This is a genomic window from Gudongella sp. QWL-04 (assembly GCF_058683975.1).
Genome location: NZ_CM178754.1, coordinates 997927 through 1020366, shown reverse-complemented (window position 1 = coordinate 1020366; position 22440 = coordinate 997927). Strand labels below are relative to the sequence as shown.

Genomic DNA, 22440 nt, shown 5'->3' with positions numbered 1-22440 from the left:
TCATTATGAAGGATATTTACCTTGCTGGAGGATGCTTTTGGGGTGTCCAGGAGTATTTTTCCAGGATAGAGGGCGTTGTTTATACTGAGACTGGCTACGCAAACGGAAAGACCAAAGAGCCTGACTACAGATCAGTATGCACAGGTACCACTGGGCATGCAGAGACTGTATTCGTAAGATATGATGAGGAGAAAGTAGCCTTGAAATATCTCCTCGAAAAATTTTTCAGAATAATAGATCCAACACTTATGAACAGACAGGGCAATGATATTGGAACCCAGTACAGGACAGGTATATACTATGTTGATGAAGAGGATGCAGTTGTTGCAAAAGAGGTATTGAAGGATGTCCAAATGAAGCATAAAAGTCCATTGATTACTGAGCTGGTGCCTTTGTCATATTACTATCCTGCAGAGGATTATCACCAGGATTATCTGAAGAAAAATCCATTTGGCTATTGTCATATAAATTTAAATGCATAGGAGTGATCATTTTGTTCAAGCTAGATCCAATCAAAAACATGAACGAAGAGGAAAGACTGAAGTATATGTTAATGCTTCTGAAGGGGCAGTTAAGCTCTGAAAAGGACGAGCTTGCCAACCTATCAAACGCATCTGCTATAATCGATGCGTGCGTTGACGAGCTGAACTGGTCGGGGTTCTACCTGATGAGGGGAGGTCAGCTTGTGTTGGGTCCCTTCCAGGGATTGCCGGCATGCAACAGGATCGACATTGGCAAGGGAGTATGCGGGACTGCAGCTGAAACGAAAGAAATCCAGCTTGTGCCTGACGTACATTTATTCCCCGGCCACATTGCCTGTGACTCTGCATCAAATTCTGAGCTTGTGGTGCCAATAATCAAGGACGGCAAGGTATTAGGGGTACTAGACATGGATAGTCCTAAGAAAGAGAGATTTACTAAGCTTCATGCTGAGTATTTTGAAAAATTTGTTGAACAGTTGAATCTATATATTGACTGGACGAAGGTCTGCTTCTAATCTTGCATCGAGGGGTGCGGTATTGAATAAATTTGAACTATTGGACAAGACAATAAAAGCTTCTGAAAACAAGGTGGACCAGCTGCTGAAAAGCAGGGTTGATTTTGGCTGGGAGTCTCTGATAAAGGGGGACGACCCCAGATCTATTTTATATTTCTGCGACAATGTTGAGGCAATGCTCCAATTATTGGATTCAGGAATGGAGGGTAGTATCGATTTAGTTTATATCGATCCGCCTTTTAAAACTCAATCAAGCTATAATAAGAAGCTTAAGCTGAAAAGTATGGCCCACGCTCTGGACATTTCCATTGAAACCTATAAGGATAGTTGGAAGGATCTCGGTGAATATCTTGAAATGATGACCATACGGCTTATGCTTATCTACAGGCTGTTATCTGAACGAGGAACTCTCTATCTTCACGTCGACCATAGGACCTCACATTATTTTAGACTGATACTTGACCATATTTTTGGCGAAAACAGATTCCTGAATGAGGTGATATGGTCATATAAGTCAGGGGGTACCGGAAAGAGAAGCTTTTCCAGGAAACACGACAATATACTTGTTTATACCAAAACTGATAAATATATATTCAACCCCCAAAAGGAAAAGTCCTATAACAGAGGTCTCGCTCCGTATCGTTTCAAGAATGTCGAGGAGTATAGGGACGATGTGGGCTGGCATACTCTGGTAAATCTGAAGGATGTCTGGAGCATCGATATGGTTGGTAGGACCTCAGGCGAAAGAGTAGGATATGAAACCCAGAAACCTTTGAGCCTATTGAGAAGAATAATCCAAACGTCTTCCAGTGAGGATTCCATAGTTGCAGATTTTTTTCTTGGAAGCGGCACTACTGCAAAGGCTGCACTTGAGCTTGGACGAAGCTTTATTGGATCAGACTCCAGTATGATAAGCTATGTTACGGTGAATAAGCGGCTTAAGGACAATAATGACGGGTCAAAAGTCTATATTAAATTAGATCAAAATTCAGCAGCCCCAGGAAAGCTCCTCTACGGAGTAAACAAGAACCGGGATGAAGCTATTTTAAGTTTGAAGGGCTACCTGCCATCTATGGAAGTACTGGATAGCGGCAAGGTAAATGTTGAGGAATCTGCTCTCCTGATGGAGGAGGCTCCGATGATATTTTTGGACTATATCGCCATCATTGGGGTAAATATTGAGAGGATGGTTCTTAGTGAATATTACATGCCAGATATTCCTTATGAGATAGTGATCCCAAATGGTTATAAAGAGGTCATGGTTCGTATGGTTGATGTATTTGGAGCAATTCAGGAGATTGCAATAGGAGGAGATAATATTGAACAAAACAGAAGGACTGAAGCCTGAAAGAGTTTTTTACTACTTTGAGGAGTTGACAAAAATTCCAAGGTGTTCCTTTGATGAGAAAAGGGTAAGTGATTACCTTAAATCCGTGGGCGAAGGACTTGGGCTTGAAACTATACAGGATGAGGCATTGAATATAATTATCAAAAAACCCGCATCAAAGGGGTATGAATCAAAGCCAACAGTCATAATACAAGGTCATATGGACATGGTCTGCGATAAGTCGGAGGGGTTTCACATTGACTTTACTAAGGATCCCATACCATTTGAGGTAAAGGATGGTTTGATCATAGCTCCTGATACAACCCTTGGTGCAGACAACGGGATCGCAGTTGCAATGGGGTTGGCTGTTCTTGAGGATAAATCGCTGGAGCATCCACCCTTGGAGGTCCTTATTACGACAAATGAAGAATCCGGGATGACTGGAGCTTCTCAACTGGACAAAGAAAGCCTCACTGGAAAGATACTCATAAACATTGATTCAGAGGAAGAGGGCAAGCTTTTGGTAAGCTGCGCTGGCGGCAAGAGATTCTCGATCGAAATACCTGTTGTCTATAAGGATACCATGAAACCATCCTATTTACTGAAGGTATCTGGTCTGAAGGGTGGACATTCAGGTATGGAGATAGATAAAGGAAGAGGTAATTCAAACAAGCTGCTGGCAAGAGCTTTGGATGGGTTGAGAGCTATAGATTATGATCTTTGCAACATTGAGGGAGGCTCAAAGTCGAATGTAATACCAAGACTTTCATTGGCTGTCATTGGTATCGAAGACGGCGATTTAGAAAGCGTAAAATCCATGGTGAAAGAGCTGGAAAAATGTTTTAAAGGGGAGCTTTCTACAAGTGACCCGGATGTTACCCTTACGCTTGAAAAAGCCGAGGATAGAAAGAAAGCCTTTGAAAATTCTGTAAAATCCAAGGTGATCGCAGCCCTTTTGTTGGTACCTAACGGCGTCAACTCAATGAGCATGGATATAGACGGGCTAGTTGAAAGCTCCAATAACATGGGAGTTATTTCTACCCTGGAGGACAAGGTGGTCATTGAAAATGCCATTAGAAGCTCAGTTAAGTCGTTGAAGGATATGTTATCCCGACAAATGGAGCTTATTGCTGAATCACTTGGTGCAAGCTGGTCAAGCTCTGGTGAATATCCCGCTTGGCAATATAGGAAGGATTCCTATATAAGAGACCTTTTCGCAAGCACCTACAAGGAGCTCTCCGGTAAGCAAATGGAAATAGAAGCGATACATGCAGGCCTGGAATGCGGATTGTTTTATGAGCTGCTGGGAGACATTGACATGGTTTCACTTGGACCGGATATGTGGGGAGTTCATGCTCCAGGAGAAAGATTGAGCATTGATTCTGTTGAGAGGACGTATAATATTCTAGTTGAAGTTTTACGTAAAATAAATTAATATATAGGATGTGCGACGGAACAATATGGGTAATATACCTATGGAAATAAAAACAAAGGAGAATGATGATGAGCGATAACAAACATGTACACGATGAGCACTGCAATCACGATCATGACCACGAGCATGAGGAAATGGAGATAATAACTCTGACTCTTGATGACGATTCTGATCTGGACTGTGCAGTACTAGGAATCTTTGAGGTTGAGGACAAGGAGTATATCGCATTGCTTCCATTGAGCGATGACGAAGAGGCAGAAGAAGAGGATGACGTTCTTCTATACAGATACATGGAGAAGAATGATGAAGAATTCGAGCTTGAGCTGATTGAAGATGAAGAGGAATTCGACCTTGTGTCAGAAGCCTTCTACGCTCTTTATACAGATGAGGACGAGTTCGAGGAAGACGAAGAAGACGGAGAAGACGAAGAATAATAGCTAAGAAAGTACTTTGCAAAGGCAAGGTACTTTCTTCATAATGAGGTGGGCATATTGATCAAGCTAATTGCTATAGATCTTGACGGTACTTTATTGGATAGTAAGAAGAGGATACCGGAGGAGAATGTAATCCTAATACGAAAACTTGTTGCAGCAGGATATCAGGTTGTAATAGCAACTGGAAGAAGGTATTATTCTGCTAAGAAAATGACGGAAGCCCTTGGCGGCCACTTCGTTATCCTTGCCAACAACGGAAACATAGTGAGGAGTACTGATGATGACAAGCTTATAATTTCAAAATTTCTGGATACAGAGGCTTATAAGGATCTTCTAACTGAGGCTGCGGACTCCGGATTAAAGGGTATTATACATGTCGATATGTTCACTCAAGGTATAGACATGGTATTGGAGAAGGATGATGAAAGCAGCGAGCATTTGAAGTATATCACCGAAGGAGACAAGAGGTATTTACTGATGCCTAAAAAGGAGCTATTGAAGCTGGATAGGGTATTGGCAGTGGTATATCCTGGCAAATCCAGTATACTTAAGGATTTTCGGTCCAGGATAGACCTTAAATATCCTGACAGGTATAACTCCCATGTTCTTGAGAATATAAATATTGCTGAAGCTATGTATGAGGCTATGAACCCGGGTGGGAGCAAATGGAAGACCTTGTTTGAGTATGCTCTCCTTAATGGTATAAACAGAGAAGAGATAATGGCTATTGGCGATGATAATAATGACGTAGAAATGATATTGAATGCCGGTATCGGCATAGCTATGAAGAACGGCAGCCAGCTGGCTAAGGATGCGGCTGATATAATAACAGATAGGGATAACGATGAAGCAGGATTGGCCTATACTCTGGCTGATGCATTGAAAATGTTATTTTAAGGTGGATTTAAATTGAGAAACGGAGTTTACAGGGCATATTCAGATTATTTGATTGAAAAATATGGGGAAAAGGTCTATAAGCTTCCAATAAAATTGCCCCTGACCTGTCCCAACAGAGATGGCAATATCAGCTGCGGAGGCTGTACTTTTTGTGGAGAGGAAGGAGGTTCCTTTGAAAACCTTCCTGAATCTATGGGTATAGCAGCCCAGCTTGAGGAGAATAAGGAACTGATACGAAAAAAATATAAGGCAGAAAAGTTTATAGCTTACTTTCAGAATTTTTCCAACACTTATATGGGATTTGAAGTCTTCAAGTCAGTGATAATGGAGGCACTACAGCCAGATATCGTTGGAATATCAATATCTACAAGACCTGATTGCATAAGGGATAATTATTTGCAATTTTTAAGTGATATCAAGTATAATAGGGGTATAGATATATCAATCGAATTGGGGCTGCAGACAGTAAACTACCATAGTTTGAGGAAAATAAACCGAGGGCATGGGTTGGCTGAATTCATCGATGCTGTATTAATGGCAAAGAGACATGGACTCAGAGTATGCGCTCACATGATCCTTAATCTTCCGTGGGACGACCTGGAGGATGTGGAGGAAGGAGCGAGGGTACTGTCGGCACTTGGAGTTGATGAGGTAAAGCTACACAGCCTGTATTTGATGGAAGGGACTGTGATTGCTGAACAATACACCAGGGGTCAGTTTCAGCTACATTCGAGAAATGAATACATCAAGAGGGCAATAGCCTTTTTGGAGCTGCTTGATCCGGAAATTGTGGTTCAGAGGATCATAGGAAGAGCTCCGGAGGAAGGCTCGGTATTCGTCAATTGGCAGGAATCCTGGTGGAAGATCAGGGATGAGATAATCCAAAGGATGAGGGAAGAAAATACACATCAAGGCAGCAGGTTTGATTACCTTGACGGTAAAGCCTTAAAAATCTTTAATCTTTAACCAAATTACACAAATATAAAGACAAAGAAAGGTAAGGTGGTTTATCATGGTTAAGTTCATTTTAGGTGCAAAAGGCTCAGGCAAAACAAAGTGGCTGATAGATAATGCCAATAAGGACATGCTTGAGGGGAATGGTAACATAGCTTTTGTTGACGTTGACGATAATCATATCTTCAGCTTGAATTATAATGTAAGACTAATTAATGCCATGGAATTCAATGTACTAAATGTACAGTCTTTCTATGGCTTTTTGTGTGGAATCATGGCTATGGACTACGATCTGGAAAAGATCTACGTAGACGGTATCTACAAGGTAATGAGTCTTGAGCTGAAGGATATTGTTTACTTAATAGATTCCTTGAACAAGATCGCATCAAAATATGAGGTTGAGTTCTATATCAACATCGATTACACAATGGATAAGATCCCTGAGAACTTGAGGTCATACTGCTACGAGATTGAAGAATAAACAGAGGGGAGCCCTAGGGCTCCCTGGATTTTTTAGGAGGATGATATGCCCATGAAGAAGGAACGCTTGGACAAATTATTGTCTAATATGGGCGCGGGAAGTAGAACACAGGTAAAGGACATGATCAAGGCTGGCTTTGTAACCGTAAATGGTATTTTGGCGAAATCTCCGGATATTAAGGTAGAGCCTGGAGTGGATAAGGTTATATTAAAGGGTCAGGAGGTCAAGTACAGAGAGTTTATTTACTTGATGCTCAATAAACCACAGGGCATGATCTCTTCTACGGATGATCCACGAGAGTCGGTTGTGCTCGAGCTCCTTGATGACTATTGGAAGGGGTTCAGACCGTTTCCGGTTGGAAGACTCGATAAAGATACGGAGGGTCTCCTGCTGATAACTAATGATGGTCAGCTTGCACACCTGCTGCTTTCACCAAGAAAGGGAGTCGATAAGACTTATTATGCCGAAATAGATGGCGTGGTGCTGCCTGAGCATGTGGAAAGCTTTAGAAAAGGGGTACTGCTAGAGGATGGGTACCTTACTTTACCTGCTGAGCTTGAAATAAATAAGTCAGATATTTTCTCTGAAGTCAATGTGACTATCCAGGAAGGGAAGTATCATCAAGTTAAACGGATGTTTGCAGCCCATGGTTTAAGAGTGGTCTACCTCAAAAGGGTAAGAATGGGTACACTTATGCTTGATGATGAGCTTGAACCAGGTGAATACAGGGAGTTGACGGAAGAGGAAATAGCAGTTTTGAAAACAGAGGTCGGTATGGTATAATATGGATGCAGGCTGATGTGTCTGCAAATTAGATCTTAGAATGGGTGTAAATATTGATTTATCACGGGAAAAAGGGTTTATTCGAGACCTTCTTTGACAACAGGTCTTCGCTTATACTGCAGCTACAAAATGGGGACATTTCTAAAAGAGAGTTTCTGGAAAATAATTATGATTTTGTTACAAGAATGAATGTAAAGCCTTTTATCAGAGTTGACAGCTATGAAAAGGGGATGTATAACTACCAGTATTATAACGTCCTTGCCAAGTACTTCAGAATGATGGCTATGGAGCTTAGAAACTCAAAGAAACACCAGAAATATTATATTGAGTACCTCAATAAGGGCTATAAATATTACCACGAGAAGGACAGAGCCGCTCTCGACGTGCTTAAAATAATCGATTTTCAAGGTGTCGAAGCATATTTCGTCAAATGTGAATCGAAAAATCTTAAGGATAAGCTGTACGAGATAGTTTTACTTGACTACAAGGAGGCTATTTTTCACTCCAAGGCTATATGGCTCCTGGAAATACTTCAAAAAGAAGGTGTTTTTCTGGAAGGGAGAAGGATGTCTCTCATAGATGAGTATATAAATGAAACCTATTAAAATAACGTCACCAGTGGTGACGTTATTTTGTAATGATCTTTACGACTTCTTCGATGGATAATCCCTTTTGAATGGTGAAGGTTCCTGATCTGAGCTTAGTATCAAGCTTCATTTCCACAACCTTTGCCAGAAAGTCCCTGCTGCTTGATACTACGCCATTTTCTTCAAGTATAAGGCCAATTTTCCCAGGAAGGCTTCCCTCCGGGATGATGACCTTTACTGATTGAGCTTGCGGAGAAGGTGGAGTTGGCGTTGGCTGAGGAGGATCCACCGGTTCTGACTGAGGATCCTCTTGTGAAGGATCTTCTCCAGGGTCATCCGGTGATTCTGTTGCGGGGTCTTCGGGCAGGTCTGAAGGTTCATCCCCAACATCCTGTGGTCTGTCTGAATTATCGACTATTACAGTCGATGGGGGCACCTCAAGAGCATCCTTGGCGAAGAGAACATCAAGTCTCCAGCCTATGACCAAGGCAACAACTACGACTATTGCTAGCATAAAAACGTAATCTATTGAATCATATAAAATATCCCTTAGCTTTTCAAAGCCCTTCATATATTCACCTCATGCCCCTCAAATTCAGTTTATTTCCTATTGAATGAGAAATTATAGTATAATTATAGCATAATAAAGAGGAAAAGGTGAGATAAACTTTGAGAGAGATAAGGGTTGAGAAAAATGACAGCAACCAAAGGCTTGACAGATTTCTTAAAAAATATATGGACGAAGCTGGAACCGGCTTTATCTATAAGATGCTGAGAAAGAAAAATATTAAGGTAAATGGGGCTAAAGCATCGCCTGAAATGATGATCGTAGAAGGAGATACTGTACAGCTTTACCTTTCTGATGAGACAATAGATAAATTTATGGGAATGAAGGAAACCAGGAAATCCAAGCTTACTCCTCGTATAATATATGAGGATGATAATCTGGTCCTGATAAATAAACCTGTAGGAATCTTATCTCATGGTGCTGGTGAAGAATTCGAGGAGAATATAGTAGATTCATTGGTTACATACCTAATACAAAAAGGTGATTTCGTCCCCAGGATTGAAAAAACATTCTCGCCGTCAATATGCAACCGACTGGATCGAAATACGTCGGGGATAATAATCGGCGCAAAGAACTACGAAGCTCTACGTCTTGTTAATAAAGCGATCAAGGATGGCAGCGTGAAGAAGTACTACAAGACAATAATTAAAGGGTCGATCAGGAAGGACTTTGAACATAAGGGATATCTGACAAAAGATGAGGACAGGAATCTAGTCGATATTTCAGAAGAACAGGGTGATGGCTCCAAGGAGATCCATACAAAATTCAAGGTTCTTAAGTCAAAGGGAGATTATACACTCCTTGAGGTTGAATTAGTTACCGGAAGGACCCACCAAATAAGGAGTACTTTGCAGGCAATGGGTTATCCGGTCATTGGAGATAGAAAGTATGGTAAGTCGCTGGTAAATGATGATTTTAGAAGAAATTATGGTCTTGAAAACCAGTGGCTACATGGATACAGGATATTGCTGAACGGTCTCGATGAGAAGCTTGATTACCTCAACGGCAGGGAGTTTATAGCAGAACCGGACCAGCTTTATGCTAAAATTGAGCAAGAGCTATTTCGATAAAGGAGGATAATATGCCAGATTTTATTAGGATAATCGTAGAAGGCTATGGTGAGCTTGATATCCAGAGAGGAGAGACACTTCAGGAGATTTCTAAAACAGTGTATGGAGAAGAGTTTAAGCGCTATCTTGGAACAAGAATAAATAATGAGATATGGCCGCTTTATAAAAGTCCTGAGGAAGGTATGGTCGTACAATTCATTGATAACCGTGATGTAGATGGTTACAGGATATATACCAAGACCATATCGGCAGTTTTTATTATAGCCTGCAGAGAGCTCTTTCCGGGAAATGATGCAATTATCCATCATTTTCTGGGACCTGGACTCTATGCGGAGCTGGATGACAAACACGGGATCTCCTTTAGTGAAACCAGAGCCCTTGAGGATAGAATGAGAGAGATTATAAATAGAGATACTCCAATTAGGCGTAGTGACTACCCCAGAGAAGAGGCAATCGAAATTTTCAGGAAAGAGGGTTATAAGGATAAAGTAAGACTTTTTTCAACGTTGGAAAAGGAAAAAGTCAGCGTTTATACGATTGGTGAGCATGTTGATTCATTCCATGGCTACCTGGCACCTTCAACGGGATATGCTGATGAATTTATGCTTAAATACTATTACCCTGGTGTAATCATACTGTTCCCAAGCAGAAAAAATCACTATAACATGAACAACTTCCATGATCAGAGAAATCTTGCGAAGATATTCAAGGAAGCTAATGACTGGCTTGAGATACTCGATCTGTCAAATATCGGATCTCTCAATGAGAAGATCTTAAATATGGAAATAGAGGAGATCATAAGGATATCCGAAGCTCTTCACGAGAAGAGGATAGCTGAAATCGCCGACAGGATAAGCAAGGACTCAGACATCACGATGATACTGATCGCAGGTCCTTCATCCTCTGGTAAGACTACATTTGCAGGAAGACTTTCGACACAACTTAGAGTTAATGGGAAGAGGCCTGTAGCAATATCCGTGGACGACTATTTTGTTGATAGAGAAAAAACTCCATTAAAAAAAGATGGTGAGCCAGATTTTGAGGCCCTCGAAGCCATAGATCTTGAATCCTTCAATATGGATTTAATAGCTCTTCTCGAGGGAGATACAATTGAGCTGCCTAAATTCAATTTTGTGACCGGGAAAAGGGAAAATTCAGGCAAATGGATAAAGGTAGACAAGGATCATCCGATCGTTATTGAAGGCATACATGCTCTAAATCCAAAGCTGACCACCGGGATCCCTGAGAAAAACAAGTTCAAGGTGTATATTTCGGCACTTACACAGCTTAACATAGATAACCACAACCGTATTGCCACAACCGACACCAGACTGATCAGAAGAATGGTTCGGGACGTTAAATACAGGGGCAATGGACCCTTAAGGACCTTCGAAATGTGGAATGGAGTAAGAGAAGGAGAGGAAAAACACATATTCCCATTCCAGGAGGAGGCTGATGCGATGTTTAATTCCTCACTGGTTTATGAAATGTCTGTGTTAAAGAAGTATATACTTCCATTGCTGGAGGAGATAGGTCCTGACAGCATTCACTTCAGTGAAGCTAAAAAGCTGATCAAATTCTTAAGATATTTCAGGTCGATAGAGAATGAGGGTCAAATACCTCCAAATTCATTGCTGAGAGAATTTATTGGAGACAGGTGCTGATACTATGAGAAGTACCGTAAAGCGCACGATACTGATCTTAATTTCAATTATGCTGGTACTTGGCTCTCTTGGGTGTTCTCAAAAAGTGGAGCAAAATCTACCTTTGATAGATGAGACTACAGAATCGTCGCAGGAACCTGTAATAGAGCCTGAGCCTACAGAGGAGGATATTTTAAAGGAGAAAATATCGGGAATGACACTGGAAGAAAAGCTTGGCCAACTGGTAATGATAGGAATTGAGGGCTTCATTGCCAGTGAAGAAGAGCTTAGTCTTATATCAGAGAAAAAAGTTGGAGGAGTGATCCTGTTTCAGAGAAATATAAAGGATGCGGCTCAGCTGGAGGAGTTGATTTCCAGCTTGTATGATGCTAATAAGGGCAACCCTCTGCCGCTTCTTATAGGGGTCGATGAGGAGGGTGGGAGAGTGTCAAGACTCTCTGCCATATTCAGCAATCTGCCACCAGCCTCTTATTTGGGGAAAGAGGATGATCTGGAATTGTCATATATGTACGGTAAAGTGCAGGCATCAAAGCTTAAGAACCTGGGTATAAACCTGAATTTCAGCCCTGTTCTTGATGTTGATTCAAATCCGTCAAACCCCGTTATCGGTAACAGGGCAATCAGCAGCGATCCCTACATTGCCTCAAAAAATGGGATAAGCTTGATGAAGGGCCTTATGGATGGGGGCATTGTGCCTGTAGGCAAGCACTTTCCGGGTCATGGTGATACTAAGTTGGATTCACATTTGGCTCTCCCAATAATAGCTAAGGATCTTGAAGATTTGTATGATTTAGAGCTGATACCATTTATTGAAGCCATTAAAGAGGGTATTCCTGCAATAATGGTTGGGCATCTTCTGGTGGAAGATCTAGCTGATCTTCCTGCAACGATTTCAGAAAAAGTAATCAAAGGTCTGCTGAGAAATCAGTTAGAGTTTAATGGTGTAGTATTTTCAGATGATATGACAATGGGCGCAATAGTTGAAAATTATACTATAGAGTCTGCTGTAGATCAATTTATAAAGGCTGGCGGTGATATTGCCCTCGTGTGCCATGGCATCCAACCTGTTGTTGAAGCTCTCCAAAGGCTTAGCAAAAGCTATTTTGAAGGCTCGCTGACTAATGAGGATATTAATGAGCATATATTGAGGATCATGCTGCTCAAAGCTGATATTGAGGATAATAAATACAGAGTACCTACTCCTGAGACCACAGAAGTTGAGGAACTTACTGAAAAGCTATTGGAGAAAATGGGGGATTGAAAATGAGGAAGGCGGTAGGCTTGGACCTTGGGGGGACAAAAATAAACGGTGCCTTGATTCTCGAGGATGGAAGTATACTTAAGAGAATTAGTACAAGGACTATGAATGAAGGTGATCCTTCAATCATCCTCAGACAGCTGGCTGAAATGATTGAAGAGCTCTCTCATGGCGAAGATATAATAGGTGCAGGCATTGGCTCACCAGGCTTCGTAGACTCAGAAAACGGAAAAATAATGGCTGTTGGAGGGAACATAGACGGCTGGGCATGGACAGACGTGAAAAAGGGATTAGGCAGCCTAACATCATTTCCTGTAGTAGTGGAGAATGATGCTAACTGCGCTGCAGCTTGTGAAGCCTGGCTTGGAGCAGGGAAGGGCTTCTCAAGCTTTGTCATGCTTACCATAGGAACGGGTCTTGGAGGGGCTATCATGCTTCCAAAGCTGGGCTTATGGAGAGGGTACAGCTTCAGGGCAGCTGAGCTTGGACACTCTATCTTGATTCCGGGAGGAAGAAAATGCACCTGCGGACAAAATGGATGCGTGGAAAGATACGCTTCAGGTACTGCAATAGAAGAAAACTATTTTGAGTTATCCGGGAATCGCATGGAAGGTACTTCAATAGTTGCTGCTTATGATACTGACGAGCTTGCAATGCTGTCTGTCGATCGATTTGCAACGGATCTTGGGGTATTCCTCGCCACACTAAGAAATATAATTGATCCTCAGGCTTTTATAATAGGCGGAGGTGTTACAGCTTCAAAAGCGATTTGGTGGGAAGTAATGATGAATGAGTTTAGGAGTCAAGTCAATGACCCTTCGTCTATAGATATATTGCCTGCTAAGTACGGAAATGATTCAGGCATGCTTGGTGCAGCCAAGTGTATGTTTGATAATACGGTGGATCGATAGGAGACATGCTATGGAAACGTTGAAGATGAGAGATGGTTACAGAATAAATTATAATTATGACAGGGCTTCAGCTCCAAGGGCAACAGTTATAATCTCTCATGGCTTTGCTGAGCACATGGGTAGATATGACTATTTAACAAGGGCTTTTGCTGATAATAGTCTTAATGTTGTCAGATATGACCTTAGAGGCCATGGGAAAAATGAGGATCGAGGATACTTGAGGGATTTCGTTGATTATGTAAACGACCTTAACGAAGTGAAGGCCTTTGTAAATAGCAATGATCCAGATCTCCCGATTTTCCTGCTTGGACACAGTATGGGTGGCTTGATAGCAGCCTTATACTGTGCTAGATTTAGCGATGGGATCAAAGGAGTAGTGCTTTCTGGACCTGCAACAGGAAGACTTCCATCTACAAAGGGCTACAATAAGAGCTTCATGAAATTAGTTAAGACTCTGGCGGGGAGAGCTTCTTTGAAAAACCCAATAGATGAAGGTATTTGTGGAGACCCACAAGTCTTTTTAGACTACGCAGCAGATGAATTGGTTCTACATAAGGCGACCGTCAGCCTATATTATGAATTCCTTTTTAATGGGACAGATGCTCTAAGCAAAAAGCTGACCAGCTTTTCATCACCTTGTCTGGTATGTCATGGCGAGAGGGACCCGATTGTACCATCAGAGCTTAGCAGATCATTCTATAAAAGCATAGCCTCAAAAGACAAATCGATCAGAATTTACGATGGGCTATATCATGAGATACTGAACGAGAAAAAAAAAGACCAGGTCATTGAAGACATGGTAAGTTGGATAAATGAAAGGATCTAAGCAGGAGATCTACTGAGCCTGAATAAAATCAACAGAGCTATTGAGGATGCAGCCAATCCGAGGGCAGTGGTAAATCTCAATCCTCCAAGGTCAAACAAGAAAGGCCCTATAACTGAATAAAGTGTTATAGTAAGCGCATTTACAGTATAAAAGAGGCTCAGAAAGGTGCCTCTTTTTTCTGGCTGTATTTCAGATGAAAAGGCCTGGTAGGATGTCCAAGCTCCGTCAAGTCCAAATGCAAATACTGCGGATAACGCTACTGCTGCTGTTGCGGCTGGCACATAGGCTATGGGGATAAGTGAAATAACCATAAGCCCGAAAAAGTATCTTGCAAATCTAAACTTTCCAAATTTGTCTGCAAAAAATGTTGCAACACCAATGCCTGCAATAGTGCCCAAAGCTATCAGGGAGTATGCTATTCCTATCTGCTGCTGAGTCATGCCAAACTCCTGAGAAAGGTATATAGAGAGAAAATTGTAAAGCATGGTAGGCGCAGTTATTATGAGAAATAATGAGGTCAACACCTTAATAGTCCTTGGATGCTTCAATATACCAATGAATTCTTCCATATCAAGCTTAGAGCCTTCGCTTTTTTCTGTCTCAGGAAGCCTCCATAGCATCAAGAGTGCTATCAGTGCGAGAACACTCAAGGGTAGATATATGCTTCTCAAACTATGGAATCTACCTGTAAGATACGAGGTATAAAGCGGACTGGCAAAAATCGCAAGGCCAAAAGCAGTTCTGAGTATTCCTGCCGCCATCCCTCTTTTTTTGTAATCAACGAATTCTGATATATATGACATGGTGGTTCCGCTTAGTGAGAAATAGCCCAATCCGATCAGTATCCTTCCCAGTGCGAATGAAATTGCTGTGCTGGAATAAGCACTTAAAAGGCTTCCAGAGAAAAAGAGGACTAGCGCGTAGGATATGAGCCTTTTGGTCCCATACCTGTCGGCCCATACTCCGAACAATGGCACCAATAAACCAACAGCTGAATACCCAAGATTAAAATACACTACCTGACTCTCTCTAATGCTGAAGTATTCTGCTAGAAAAGGAGCCAATGGACCAATGAAGTTCATCTCCATTGCTATTATAAACTGTATAATAAATGTGGTTAAGAATATCAATCCTTGTTTCATGGTTCCTCCTGGACTCTAATCCGTTGATCAGCGCTATCTAATACTAATAATATTCGTGTGGCTAAATAAATTGTCGGTCAATATATATTATCACACTTTATTGCGACTTTAAAGTAAGGATAATTTACTGTTATAAGCTCCATTGTTCTGGCATCGAGCTTTTGTAAACCTAATGTAACCATATATTAATACATTTGTAACTACAGCCAACTCAGGGTATAATAATATAAAATAAGAGCAGTGTATGGGGGTGAGGACTTTGCTTAGAAGGCTTATGGCTTTGACATTTTCAATAATTACTATTGCAGCTTTGATGTGGGCAAGTCCTGACCTTTATGACATTATTGGTGATAATTCAAGGGCAGCAGAAGCGTATGACAGCAGAAGGTTTATTGGATTTGCTTTGAAGGAGGATCCTGTCCGGGCTTCAATAGATGAAAGACTTAAGGAGTCAAGGAGAGACGATGCAAAGAAGCAGCAGAAAGAAATGATCGGCAGCTATCTAAGGGAGCTTGTTGCCAGCTATGAAGAGAGGGCCGCTGAAGAAGCGGTGGAGGAGGATAGGTACCCGACTCCTATAGAAGGTAAGGTAGCTTACCTTACCTTTGACGATGGGCCATCTCCAACAATTACACCACAGATACTTAAGGTACTTGAAGAATATGATATCAAGGCTACATTTTTTGTGGTGGGCAGTATGGCCGACAAATTTCCTGAAGAGTTGAAGTTGGTTTGGGACGGAGGACATTTGATAGGAAATCACACTTACTCCCATGTATACGACTATATATACAGAAGTACCACCAATTTTTTAAATGATCTTGAAAAGGCGGACATGACCTTAAAAAGGATACTTGGAGAAGATTTCAGTACTGAGATAATGAGATTCCCTGGAGGAACACATGCTCAATACAAACGACCATTCGTAAGAGCTGTTGAGGAAGCAGGTTATAGATGGTATGATTGGAACACAGTAAATGGAGATTCCGAGCTTAAGTATCCGTCAAAGGATTATATTATGGGAAGATTTTTAAAAACCTATGGGAAAAGAGATGTAATGGTGGTTCTGCTTCATGATGCTGAAGGAAAGCAACAGACAGTGGATACATTGCCCATGATTATTGAACACCTTAAACATGAGGGCTACAGCTTTGATACATTGGATAACTATAATCATTGAACAGGGGTGGAATGATGAAAAGGTCAGTAATGATAGTTGAGGATGAAGAGTCTATAAGAAAGTTTGTCAAAATAAATCTGGACAGAGCAGGTTATAACGTTCTGGAAGCAGGCAGCGGCGAAGAGGGTCTCGCTATTGCTTCAAGAGAAAAGCTTGATATAGTCGTCCTGGACGTTATGCTACCAGGAATAGACGGCTTTGAGGTATGTAAAAGACTAAGAGATGATCACCCGCACCTTGGAATCATAATGCTTACTGCAAAAAGTCAGGATATAGACAAAATAATGGGTCTGGAGTATGGAACTGACGATTATATGACAAAGCCCTTCAATCCTACTGAACTTGTTTTAAGGCTTAAATCCCTTGAGAGAAGACTGGAGCCAGAGAAGGAAGAAAATAGATCAACATTGGAGTTTAAACCTTTCCGTATCGATGCTTATTCCAGACAATTTTATAAAAATAATCTTGAGATAGAGCTGACCCCTACTGAGTTTTCCATAGCCAAGCTGTTTATTGAAAATCCAGGGAAAGCATTTAAGAGAGATGAGATACTGAATCATGTGTGGGGTGTTGATTTCGTAGGAGATTCAAAGATTGTTGACGTTAACATCAGAAGACTGAGATCCAAGATAGAGGAGGATTCAAGCCAACCCTCATTTATTGAAACTGTATGGGGAGTGGGCTACAGGTGGAAGTCGAAGGATTAGGAGAAAGATATGAAAAGAAGCATCAAATCAAGATTGATAAGAAGCTTCATGCTTATCATTCTCGTAACAGTAGTATTTCTTGAAATATTGCTGATAAATGGAATAAAGACTCATTATTATAACAATGTAGAGGATATTCTGACAAGTCAGATCGAATTCTCTACAACTTTTTATGCCCGTTATTTTGCAAATAGAAATCTCGAGGAAATACTAATTGATGATATCGATTTGTTCTGGCAGAACACCTCAGCTCAGGTACAGATTTTAAATACATCAGGTGAGGTAGTTTTGGACTCTCTTGGTATACCTGGCACTGATCCGCTTCAGACGATAGATGTAAGGGATGCACTTGAAAAAGGGAAGGGAGTATGGACAGGGAATGTCTCATATTCGGATGAACCTGTTATGGCTGTTTCTATGCCGTTGTTGTATAGAGATGAAACAGTAGGCCTGATCCGCTTTATATCAAGTCTTGAGGCTACAAACAACGTAATACAGGATATCTCCAGGTTCTTATTGATACTTGGCACTGTCGTAGTTGCGGTATCTGGTCTTATAAGCGTATTTATTGCCAACTCAATAATCAAGCCGCTTAAGGAAGTAACTGAGGTAGCTGAGAAGATGGCTGATGGTCAGTTCAAGGTAAGAAGTAAAGTGATGGTAGAGGATGAAATAGGCAGACTGTCTCATACATTGAATTACATGGCAGAGGAAATAGTAAGGAAGGAAACACTAAAGAATGATTTTATTTCATCGATTTCTCATGAACTTAGAACCCCATTGACATCAATAAAAGGCTGGGCTGTTACCCTTAAATCCGGTGAGATGCCTGACAAGGAGCTGCTTGAGGACGGTCTGGAGATAATCGAAACTGAAAGCGACAGACTTTCGCACATGGTAGAAGAACTGCTTGATTTTTCACGATTTACTTCAGGCAGGATAACTCTTTCAAAGGATACAGTAGACATAAAGGAAACCATTAAAATGGTTGTATACCAGATGATGCCTAGAGCAGTAAACAACAACATCAATTTCGAAGTGGATATTGACGATTCAATTCTGCCAATAATTGGAGATGAGAATCGGATAAAACAGGTGTTGATAAATATTTTGGACAATGCATTCAAATTTACTGGTGAGGGAGACGTTTCTCTTAGAGCTTATGAGGATAAAAGCAATATATGGATCGAGATAAAGGATGATGGTCCAGGTATCCCCGATGAGGAGCTTCCATACGTAAAGGATAAGTTTTACAAGGGGAAAAACAGCAAATCACACAGTGGGATAGGTCTCTCGATTTGTGACGAGATCATGAAGCTTCATGATGGGATTTTCAATATCGAGTCGGTATCTAATCAAGGAACAAAAGTAATTTTAGGTTTTCCAAAGGAGGTGAGGAGTCAATGAAGCTTCTGAAGATCATTGCGCTTATTATATCAGCGATACTCTTAACCTCCTGTGCTGACTCTCGAGGTCAAGTTCAGGATCTTATCGTAGCTCCCGATACAAAAGTATCCGCTATTGAAGGTAAATGGGAGGTAACCTCATTACTTTACAGGCTGGGAAGCAGCATAGTCGATGAAGAATCTGATTATATAGGTAAAGAGGCTTTATTCCACTCCGATGCAGTTGTCCTGGGAAGTGAGTATACAAAAGAGCCTTCATATAAAATTAAACGAGTAAAGACTTCTGACTACCTGATTTATAAGTATAAGACAAGTCCTTTGTCGCTTGGCCTTCAAAATGAGTATATAAATGTTATCACTGTTTTAAACCAGGAGCAGTATTTCTGTGAGCTGCTGCAAATGGATGATAAGACTGCCTTGATCTACAGAGATGACGGTTTTTTCAAGCTAGAGCGTAAAGTAGCCAAAGTAAGTCTTGAGGAGGTCCTGAGGTATATAGACGTAGAAGAAAGCGTACAGCAAAGTTTTGGGAGTATAGAGCCTGAAAATCTTAGCTCAGGAGTATTGCTAGGTTTCAAGATCCAATCCTTTGATGAGGATACCGAGCTTCCCAGATGGGATTATATTACCTATTGGATCCAGATGAAGAATCGGGAGTTGGGTGAGGTTTATAGGGTGCCTAATTTGCTCTTGCCAAGAAAGAATGGATTCTGGATAGTTGAACAGGAGCGAATCACTGAAAGCAACACAGTCAATGACGAGATATATGCGACGCCTTTATTTAATCTTCAGAAGCAGGATAAGTACATTGAGGACTTGACCTTCAACTTTGATGAGAAGTTAAATACATTTGAAGCAGCAATTGACAAAATGGAGCCTTCAATACTTAAAAATATCGTATTTGTAGGAAATGATTATATTTCTGTTGAAAGTATAGATAGAGACAGGGGAGATCGAAGAACCCTGCAGACTTATGCGGTGGACAATCTGGAGGATAAAAATCCGATTAAGCTATCTTACTTAATAGGAGAAATTGCTATAAACCTATTTAATGAAGGTGCAAGATCCGTAATAACCATAGACGATCAGGTGGTACCAAATGAAGAAAACTTTGCTTTGGCAAGAAGGAATGGATATTGGACATTGAAGGGAAGAATCAATTTCAAGGATAAGGATGAGGAGATGTTCAGGGAGTTCAATATAAAAGCAATTCCTCCAAGAGACATGGTTAGCTATGATGAATTGTCTATTCCATTTGACGCTGTCAGGTTGGCAATTTCAGACGTGCAGGATGTATTTTCATCTCCCAACAATGATTTTATAGTTGTAATTACAAGCTCTCATATTGTAATATATTCGATAGAGGGGTTTGACGTGAATAAAATCCCTCTTGCGAGAATCGAGCTGCCTTCAGATTCTACAGTCGTAATGTCCGAGTGGTCAACTGACAGATATCCGGATATTTGGAAAAATGAAATGCTGAAGCAAGGAGCCATTGTTGTAGCACTTGATTAGAATTGTTTCATCATAAAGGGGCTGTTTTAGTGGATAAGATCACAGCGTTAATAAATACACTTAAGAGGGTATTATTGGAGCTTGCAGAGTACTTTGACAATGCAGGCATGATGGTAGGTGTCACAGTTGGAGTTATGGCAATTACTCTAGTGACATATCTCTTGTTTAAAAGAATCAGGGTACTAAAATATCTTCCTGGATTCATCGTACTATTAATAGGCTTGTACAACCTGAACTCTGTTCTTGATGTACTTACTGCTGAAAGCAGTCTTCCTGTACTACTCCTGGCTGTAATAGGAGTAGTAGCCGGACTGGTAGGGATGCTATTTGCTTTGATCATCGGAATAATTGCAAAGCCGGTGAAGAAGAGAAAGCGAAATACTTCCAAGGCTAGTTCGAGCACTAACGGAGAGCCAAGAGAGACGACTACGGTACAAAAATAATCTAAGCCTGGATCAAAATGATCCAGGCTTTAATCCATCTATTAGTTTTATTTTTTCTGGTCTTTTTAAGGCCTTTATTTCACATTCCCTGCTCATGGCTTCACCCTTGGTTTGAAATTCTTCGAAGTAGACGATTTCAACCGGAAGCCTGGAACGAGTATATTTAGATGCCTTGCCAGAATTATGAAGTTTTAGTCTTTCCTTAAGGGAGTTAGTATAGCCAGTGTAAAGACTTCTATCTGAGCACTCCAGTATATATACAAAAAACATCCTATTCCTCCCCAGATCCAAGCTTATCAAGCACCTTTTTGATTACATCATAACCATAGCCCTTTCGTTGCAGGAATCCTCCAATCTTTCGCATTATTGTACTTTTATCTTCAGATAAACTGCCAGAATATTTTCTTCGCACAAGCTCAACCAGGTGTTCAATGTCAGGTTCCAAATTTGAGAGTGTATCACTGATCAGCTCTTCGTTTATTCCCTTTGCCCTAAGCTCAGCCTTCAATCTATAGGTCCCCAGACTATTAAGCTTCGTCTTGTCGTCTACGTAAGCCTTTGCAAAGCTCTCATCATTAAGGTAGCCCGTATCCAATAGAAGTTCTATGACTGCAGATATGCTTTGCTGCTCAAAACCCTTTCTTGAAAGGTGATCCATCACTTCACTTACAGATCTTTGCCTGAAGGATAAATACCTGTAAGCTGAGGATTTGGCTCTCTGAAACTCATCGTAGCACTTCAACTGATGTGCAGTCTCATGATCCAGTTCCATATCCTTCTTTAGCTTGAATTCAACTAAGGCTTCCACAGGAAGTCCTAGGTAGAATTCATCATCTACATAAAGATTTATCCTGGTGCTGTCTTTTTGGGCTGTGATCATTGTAATCTTCATAACCTTGACATCCCTAGCTATTTTTTTTATTTATCAGAATATAGACTCCAAGAACAATTAAAAGAGCCGGCCACAGATCAATGACTTTCTTTAGTGAATATGAGAACCAAGGGAAGAGTATCTTAGCCAGCATCAATCCTCCCACCAGAACTAAAGCAATGCCTATAAAAAGTCTTCCATTATCCTTAGAGTCAGCTGACTGCGTACCTGATTCAATATAACCTTCATCCTCAGGGATCACTATCCCACAAATCAAATATGCAAGCCCAAAAGTTCCGAAGGAGGTTATAGCTAAAATGAACCAAATAAGTCTTATTATTGTGGCATCAATATTCAGGTACTCACCAAGCCCTCCACATACACCCATAATATATCTGTTTGATCTCGATCTTTTTAGCTTTTTCATAAGGAACCCCCCAATTATTACTAATATAATAATAACAAAATACTGTGTCCAATAAAATAGACATCTAAAATATTTCCCTTGAATATGGCTTTATGGTAACATTAGGAGGGGTGAAAAATTATGTTTGATTTATTATCAATTGTGTTTAAATACATCTTTGTAATAATAATTTATATGTTTATATTCGTCATTATCAGGATGATCTATCTTGACATAAGGGCTATGGAGAACAATCCAGAGGATTCTGGCGCTTATCTAAAGCTCCTTAACAGACTTGATTCTCTACCTTACAGGGTCAGAGATTCCTATTCACTGGGAGATACCCTTAGTCTTGGAAGAAACAGCGAAAATGACGTTGTCATAAAAGATCCATTTGTATCAAAAAGGCATATGAGAATCGTCAAGGATGAAGAAGAATATTTTATTGAGGATCTTGGGAGCTCAAACGGAACTTTCGTCAACAAACAGCGACTAGTGGATGCTGCTAAGCTGAGTAATGGAGATATTATAAAAATCGGAGATTTGGAATTCATCTTCGTAAACAGGATATAGGAGAT

The 22440-nt window shown here is 40.7% G+C and carries 26 protein-coding genes; 21 read left to right on the top strand and 5 right to left on the bottom strand.

Annotated elements, in window-relative coordinates; all coding sequences use genetic code 11:
• Window positions 1–5: 5 nt before the first annotated feature.
• From msrA to AC4PHB_RS05185, 10 genes are all read left to right on the top strand, one after another.
• Window positions 6–482 carry a peptide-methionine (S)-S-oxide reductase MsrA gene (gene msrA / locus AC4PHB_RS05230; protein WP_492137569.1) on the top strand — a complete coding sequence of 159 codons (477 nt, stop codon included), beginning with the start codon at window positions 6–8 and terminating at the stop codon, window positions 480–482.
• Between the two features lie 11 nt (window positions 483–493).
• The gene (locus AC4PHB_RS05225; RefSeq protein WP_492137568.1) at window positions 494–997 is read left to right on the top strand and encodes a GAF domain-containing protein; all 504 of its coding nucleotides are present in this window, start codon (window positions 494–496) and stop codon (window positions 995–997) included.
• Between the two features lie 22 nt (window positions 998–1019).
• A complete protein-coding gene (locus AC4PHB_RS05220) occupies window positions 1020–2345 on the top strand; it encodes a DNA-methyltransferase (RefSeq protein WP_492137567.1) in 1326 nt (441 codons plus the stop codon).
• Window positions 2317–3759, top strand: a complete 1443-nt coding sequence (locus tag AC4PHB_RS05215; protein WP_492137566.1) for an aminoacyl-histidine dipeptidase — start codon at window positions 2317–2319, stop codon at window positions 3757–3759. The genes AC4PHB_RS05220 and AC4PHB_RS05215 overlap by 29 nt, the downstream gene beginning before the upstream one ends.
• A gap of 68 nt (window positions 3760–3827) precedes the next feature.
• Window positions 3828–4193 carry a DUF1292 domain-containing protein gene (locus tag AC4PHB_RS05210; protein ID WP_492137565.1) on the top strand — a complete coding sequence of 122 codons (366 nt, stop codon included), beginning with the start codon at window positions 3828–3830 and terminating at the stop codon, window positions 4191–4193.
• Window positions 4194–4250: 57 nt separating this feature from the next.
• Entirely contained in the window at window positions 4251–5090 is an 840-nt protein-coding gene (locus AC4PHB_RS05205) for an HAD family hydrolase (protein ID WP_492137564.1), read from the top strand.
• 12 nt (window positions 5091–5102) lie between these two features.
• On the top strand, window positions 5103–6056 hold the full coding sequence (mnmL, locus tag AC4PHB_RS05200; protein ID WP_492137563.1) for a tRNA modification radical SAM protein MnmL/YtqA: 954 nt from the start codon (window positions 5103–5105) through the stop codon (window positions 6054–6056).
• A 46-nt stretch (window positions 6057–6102) separates the two neighbouring features.
• Entirely contained in the window at window positions 6103–6525 is a 423-nt protein-coding gene (locus tag AC4PHB_RS05195) for a hypothetical protein (RefSeq protein ID WP_333688544.1), read from the top strand.
• A 51-nt stretch (window positions 6526–6576) separates the two neighbouring features.
• Window positions 6577–7308 carry a pseudouridine synthase gene (locus AC4PHB_RS05190; protein ID WP_492137562.1) on the top strand — a complete coding sequence of 244 codons (732 nt, stop codon included), beginning with the start codon at window positions 6577–6579 and terminating at the stop codon, window positions 7306–7308.
• Between the two features lie 53 nt (window positions 7309–7361).
• Window positions 7362–7913 carry a DUF6648 family protein gene (locus AC4PHB_RS05185; protein WP_492137561.1) on the top strand — a complete coding sequence of 184 codons (552 nt, stop codon included), beginning with the start codon at window positions 7362–7364 and terminating at the stop codon, window positions 7911–7913.
• Between the two features lie 22 nt (window positions 7914–7935).
• Here AC4PHB_RS05185 and AC4PHB_RS05180 read toward each other — a convergent pair whose 3' ends face one another.
• Window positions 7936–8466, bottom strand: coding sequence for a hypothetical protein (locus AC4PHB_RS05180; RefSeq protein ID WP_492137560.1), 531 nt, complete (start codon window positions 8464–8466; stop codon window positions 7936–7938).
• Between the two features lie 98 nt (window positions 8467–8564).
• On the opposite strand from AC4PHB_RS05180, the gene AC4PHB_RS05175 reads away from it, so the two are divergent.
• The 5 genes from AC4PHB_RS05175 to AC4PHB_RS05155 are packed head-to-tail and all read left to right on the top strand — an operon-like array spanning window position 8565 to window position 14192.
• Window positions 8565–9533: an RluA family pseudouridine synthase gene (locus AC4PHB_RS05175; RefSeq protein WP_492137559.1), complete on the top strand. Its 969-nt coding sequence runs from the start codon at window positions 8565–8567 to the stop codon at window positions 9531–9533.
• An 11-nt stretch (window positions 9534–9544) separates the two neighbouring features.
• Window positions 9545–11197 (top strand): uridine kinase family protein, encoded by a 1653-nt coding sequence (locus tag AC4PHB_RS05170; RefSeq protein ID WP_492137558.1) that lies wholly within the window; start codon window positions 9545–9547, stop codon window positions 11195–11197.
• 4 nt (window positions 11198–11201) lie between these two features.
• The gene (gene nagZ, locus AC4PHB_RS05165; protein WP_492137557.1) at window positions 11202–12458 is read left to right on the top strand and encodes a beta-N-acetylhexosaminidase; all 1257 of its coding nucleotides are present in this window, start codon (window positions 11202–11204) and stop codon (window positions 12456–12458) included.
• Between the two features lie 2 nt (window positions 12459–12460).
• Window positions 12461–13366 (top strand): ROK family protein, encoded by a 906-nt coding sequence (locus AC4PHB_RS05160; RefSeq protein ID WP_492137556.1) that lies wholly within the window; start codon window positions 12461–12463, stop codon window positions 13364–13366.
• Between the two features lie 10 nt (window positions 13367–13376).
• Complete coding sequence (locus AC4PHB_RS05155; RefSeq protein WP_492137555.1) at window positions 13377–14192, top strand: alpha/beta hydrolase; 816 nt, start codon at window positions 13377–13379, stop codon at window positions 14190–14192.
• On the opposite strand, the gene AC4PHB_RS05150 is transcribed toward AC4PHB_RS05155, so the two are convergent.
• The gene (locus tag AC4PHB_RS05150) at window positions 14189–15334 is read right to left on the bottom strand and encodes an MFS transporter (RefSeq protein ID WP_492137554.1); all 1146 of its coding nucleotides are present in this window, start codon (window positions 15332–15334) and stop codon (window positions 14189–14191) included. The two genes, AC4PHB_RS05155 and AC4PHB_RS05150, sit on opposite strands and share 4 nt — an antisense overlap.
• 259 nt (window positions 15335–15593) lie before the next feature.
• On the opposite strand from AC4PHB_RS05150, the gene AC4PHB_RS05145 reads away from it, so the two are divergent.
• Genes AC4PHB_RS05145 through AC4PHB_RS05125 form a run of 5 tightly spaced genes read left to right on the top strand, consistent with a single transcriptional unit; the run spans window position 15594 to window position 20585 of the window.
• Window positions 15594–16514 carry a polysaccharide deacetylase family protein gene (locus AC4PHB_RS05145; protein ID WP_492137553.1) on the top strand — a complete coding sequence of 307 codons (921 nt, stop codon included), beginning with the start codon at window positions 15594–15596 and terminating at the stop codon, window positions 16512–16514.
• A 14-nt stretch (window positions 16515–16528) separates the two neighbouring features.
• Window positions 16529–17221 carry a response regulator transcription factor gene (locus AC4PHB_RS05140; protein WP_492137552.1) on the top strand — a complete coding sequence of 231 codons (693 nt, stop codon included), beginning with the start codon at window positions 16529–16531 and terminating at the stop codon, window positions 17219–17221.
• 9 nt (window positions 17222–17230) lie between these two features.
• Window positions 17231–18628 (top strand): sensor histidine kinase, encoded by a 1398-nt coding sequence (locus tag AC4PHB_RS05135; protein WP_492137551.1) that lies wholly within the window; start codon window positions 17231–17233, stop codon window positions 18626–18628.
• A complete protein-coding gene (locus AC4PHB_RS05130) occupies window positions 18625–20142 on the top strand; it encodes a hypothetical protein (protein WP_492137550.1) in 1518 nt (505 codons plus the stop codon). The genes AC4PHB_RS05135 and AC4PHB_RS05130 overlap by 4 nt, the downstream gene beginning before the upstream one ends.
• Window positions 20143–20171: 29 nt before the next feature.
• Complete coding sequence (locus tag AC4PHB_RS05125; RefSeq protein WP_492137549.1) at window positions 20172–20585, top strand: hypothetical protein; 414 nt, start codon at window positions 20172–20174, stop codon at window positions 20583–20585.
• Window positions 20586–20597: 12 nt separating this feature from the next.
• Here the strand turns inward: AC4PHB_RS05125 and AC4PHB_RS05120 are convergent, their stop codons facing one another.
• From AC4PHB_RS05120 to AC4PHB_RS05110, 3 genes are read right to left on the bottom strand one after another with little or no spacing between them, the layout of a single operon-like run.
• On the bottom strand, window positions 20598–20855 hold the full coding sequence (locus tag AC4PHB_RS05120) for a GIY-YIG nuclease family protein (RefSeq protein ID WP_492137548.1): 258 nt from the start codon (window positions 20853–20855) through the stop codon (window positions 20598–20600).
• 1 nt (window position 20856) lies between these two features.
• The gene (locus AC4PHB_RS05115; protein WP_492137547.1) at window positions 20857–21477 is read right to left on the bottom strand and encodes a regulatory protein RecX; all 621 of its coding nucleotides are present in this window, start codon (window positions 21475–21477) and stop codon (window positions 20857–20859) included.
• A gap of 13 nt (window positions 21478–21490) precedes the next feature.
• Entirely contained in the window at window positions 21491–21883 is a 393-nt protein-coding gene (locus tag AC4PHB_RS05110) for a PspC domain-containing protein (protein WP_492137546.1), read from the bottom strand.
• 120 nt (window positions 21884–22003) lie between these two features.
• On the opposite strand from AC4PHB_RS05110, the gene AC4PHB_RS05105 reads away from it, so the two are divergent.
• Entirely contained in the window at window positions 22004–22435 is a 432-nt protein-coding gene (locus AC4PHB_RS05105; protein WP_492137545.1) for an FHA domain-containing protein, read from the top strand.
• Window positions 22436–22440 lie beyond the last annotated feature (5 nt).

What these genes read in the sequence shown, in the direction of transcription:
- msrA (WP_492137569.1), top strand. Translation starts at nt 6, where the DNA reads ATGAAGGATATTTACCTTGCTGGAGGATGCTTTTGGGGTGTCCAGGAG.
- AC4PHB_RS05210 (WP_492137565.1), top strand. Translation starts at nt 3,828, where the DNA reads ATGAGCGATAACAAACATGTACACGATGAGCACTGCAATCACGATCAT.
- AC4PHB_RS05195 (WP_333688544.1), top strand. Translation starts at nt 6,103, where the DNA reads ATGGTTAAGTTCATTTTAGGTGCAAAAGGCTCAGGCAAAACAAAGTGG.
- AC4PHB_RS05190 (WP_492137562.1), top strand. Translation starts at nt 6,577, where the DNA reads ATGAAGAAGGAACGCTTGGACAAATTATTGTCTAATATGGGCGCGGGA.
- AC4PHB_RS05180 (WP_492137560.1), bottom strand. Translation starts at nt 8,466, where the DNA reads ATGAAGGGCTTTGAAAAGCTAAGGGATATTTTATATGATTCAATAGAT.
- AC4PHB_RS05170 (WP_492137558.1), top strand. Translation starts at nt 9,545, where the DNA reads ATGCCAGATTTTATTAGGATAATCGTAGAAGGCTATGGTGAGCTTGAT.
- nagZ (WP_492137557.1), top strand. Translation starts at nt 11,202, where the DNA reads ATGAGAAGTACCGTAAAGCGCACGATACTGATCTTAATTTCAATTATG.
- AC4PHB_RS05160 (WP_492137556.1), top strand. Translation starts at nt 12,461, where the DNA reads ATGAGGAAGGCGGTAGGCTTGGACCTTGGGGGGACAAAAATAAACGGT.
- AC4PHB_RS05155 (WP_492137555.1), top strand. Translation starts at nt 13,377, where the DNA reads ATGGAAACGTTGAAGATGAGAGATGGTTACAGAATAAATTATAATTAT.
- AC4PHB_RS05150 (WP_492137554.1), bottom strand. Translation starts at nt 15,334, where the DNA reads ATGAAACAAGGATTGATATTCTTAACCACATTTATTATACAGTTTATA.
- AC4PHB_RS05140 (WP_492137552.1), top strand. Translation starts at nt 16,529, where the DNA reads ATGAAAAGGTCAGTAATGATAGTTGAGGATGAAGAGTCTATAAGAAAG.
- AC4PHB_RS05135 (WP_492137551.1), top strand. Translation starts at nt 17,231, where the DNA reads ATGAAAAGAAGCATCAAATCAAGATTGATAAGAAGCTTCATGCTTATC.
- AC4PHB_RS05130 (WP_492137550.1), top strand. Translation starts at nt 18,625, where the DNA reads ATGAAGCTTCTGAAGATCATTGCGCTTATTATATCAGCGATACTCTTA.
- AC4PHB_RS05120 (WP_492137548.1), bottom strand. Translation starts at nt 20,855, where the DNA reads ATGTTTTTTGTATATATACTGGAGTGCTCAGATAGAAGTCTTTACACT.
- AC4PHB_RS05115 (WP_492137547.1), bottom strand. Translation starts at nt 21,477, where the DNA reads ATGAAGATTACAATGATCACAGCCCAAAAAGACAGCACCAGGATAAAT.
- AC4PHB_RS05110 (WP_492137546.1), bottom strand. Translation starts at nt 21,883, where the DNA reads ATGAAAAAGCTAAAAAGATCGAGATCAAACAGATATATTATGGGTGTA.
- AC4PHB_RS05105 (WP_492137545.1), top strand. Translation starts at nt 22,004, where the DNA reads ATGTTTGATTTATTATCAATTGTGTTTAAATACATCTTTGTAATAATA.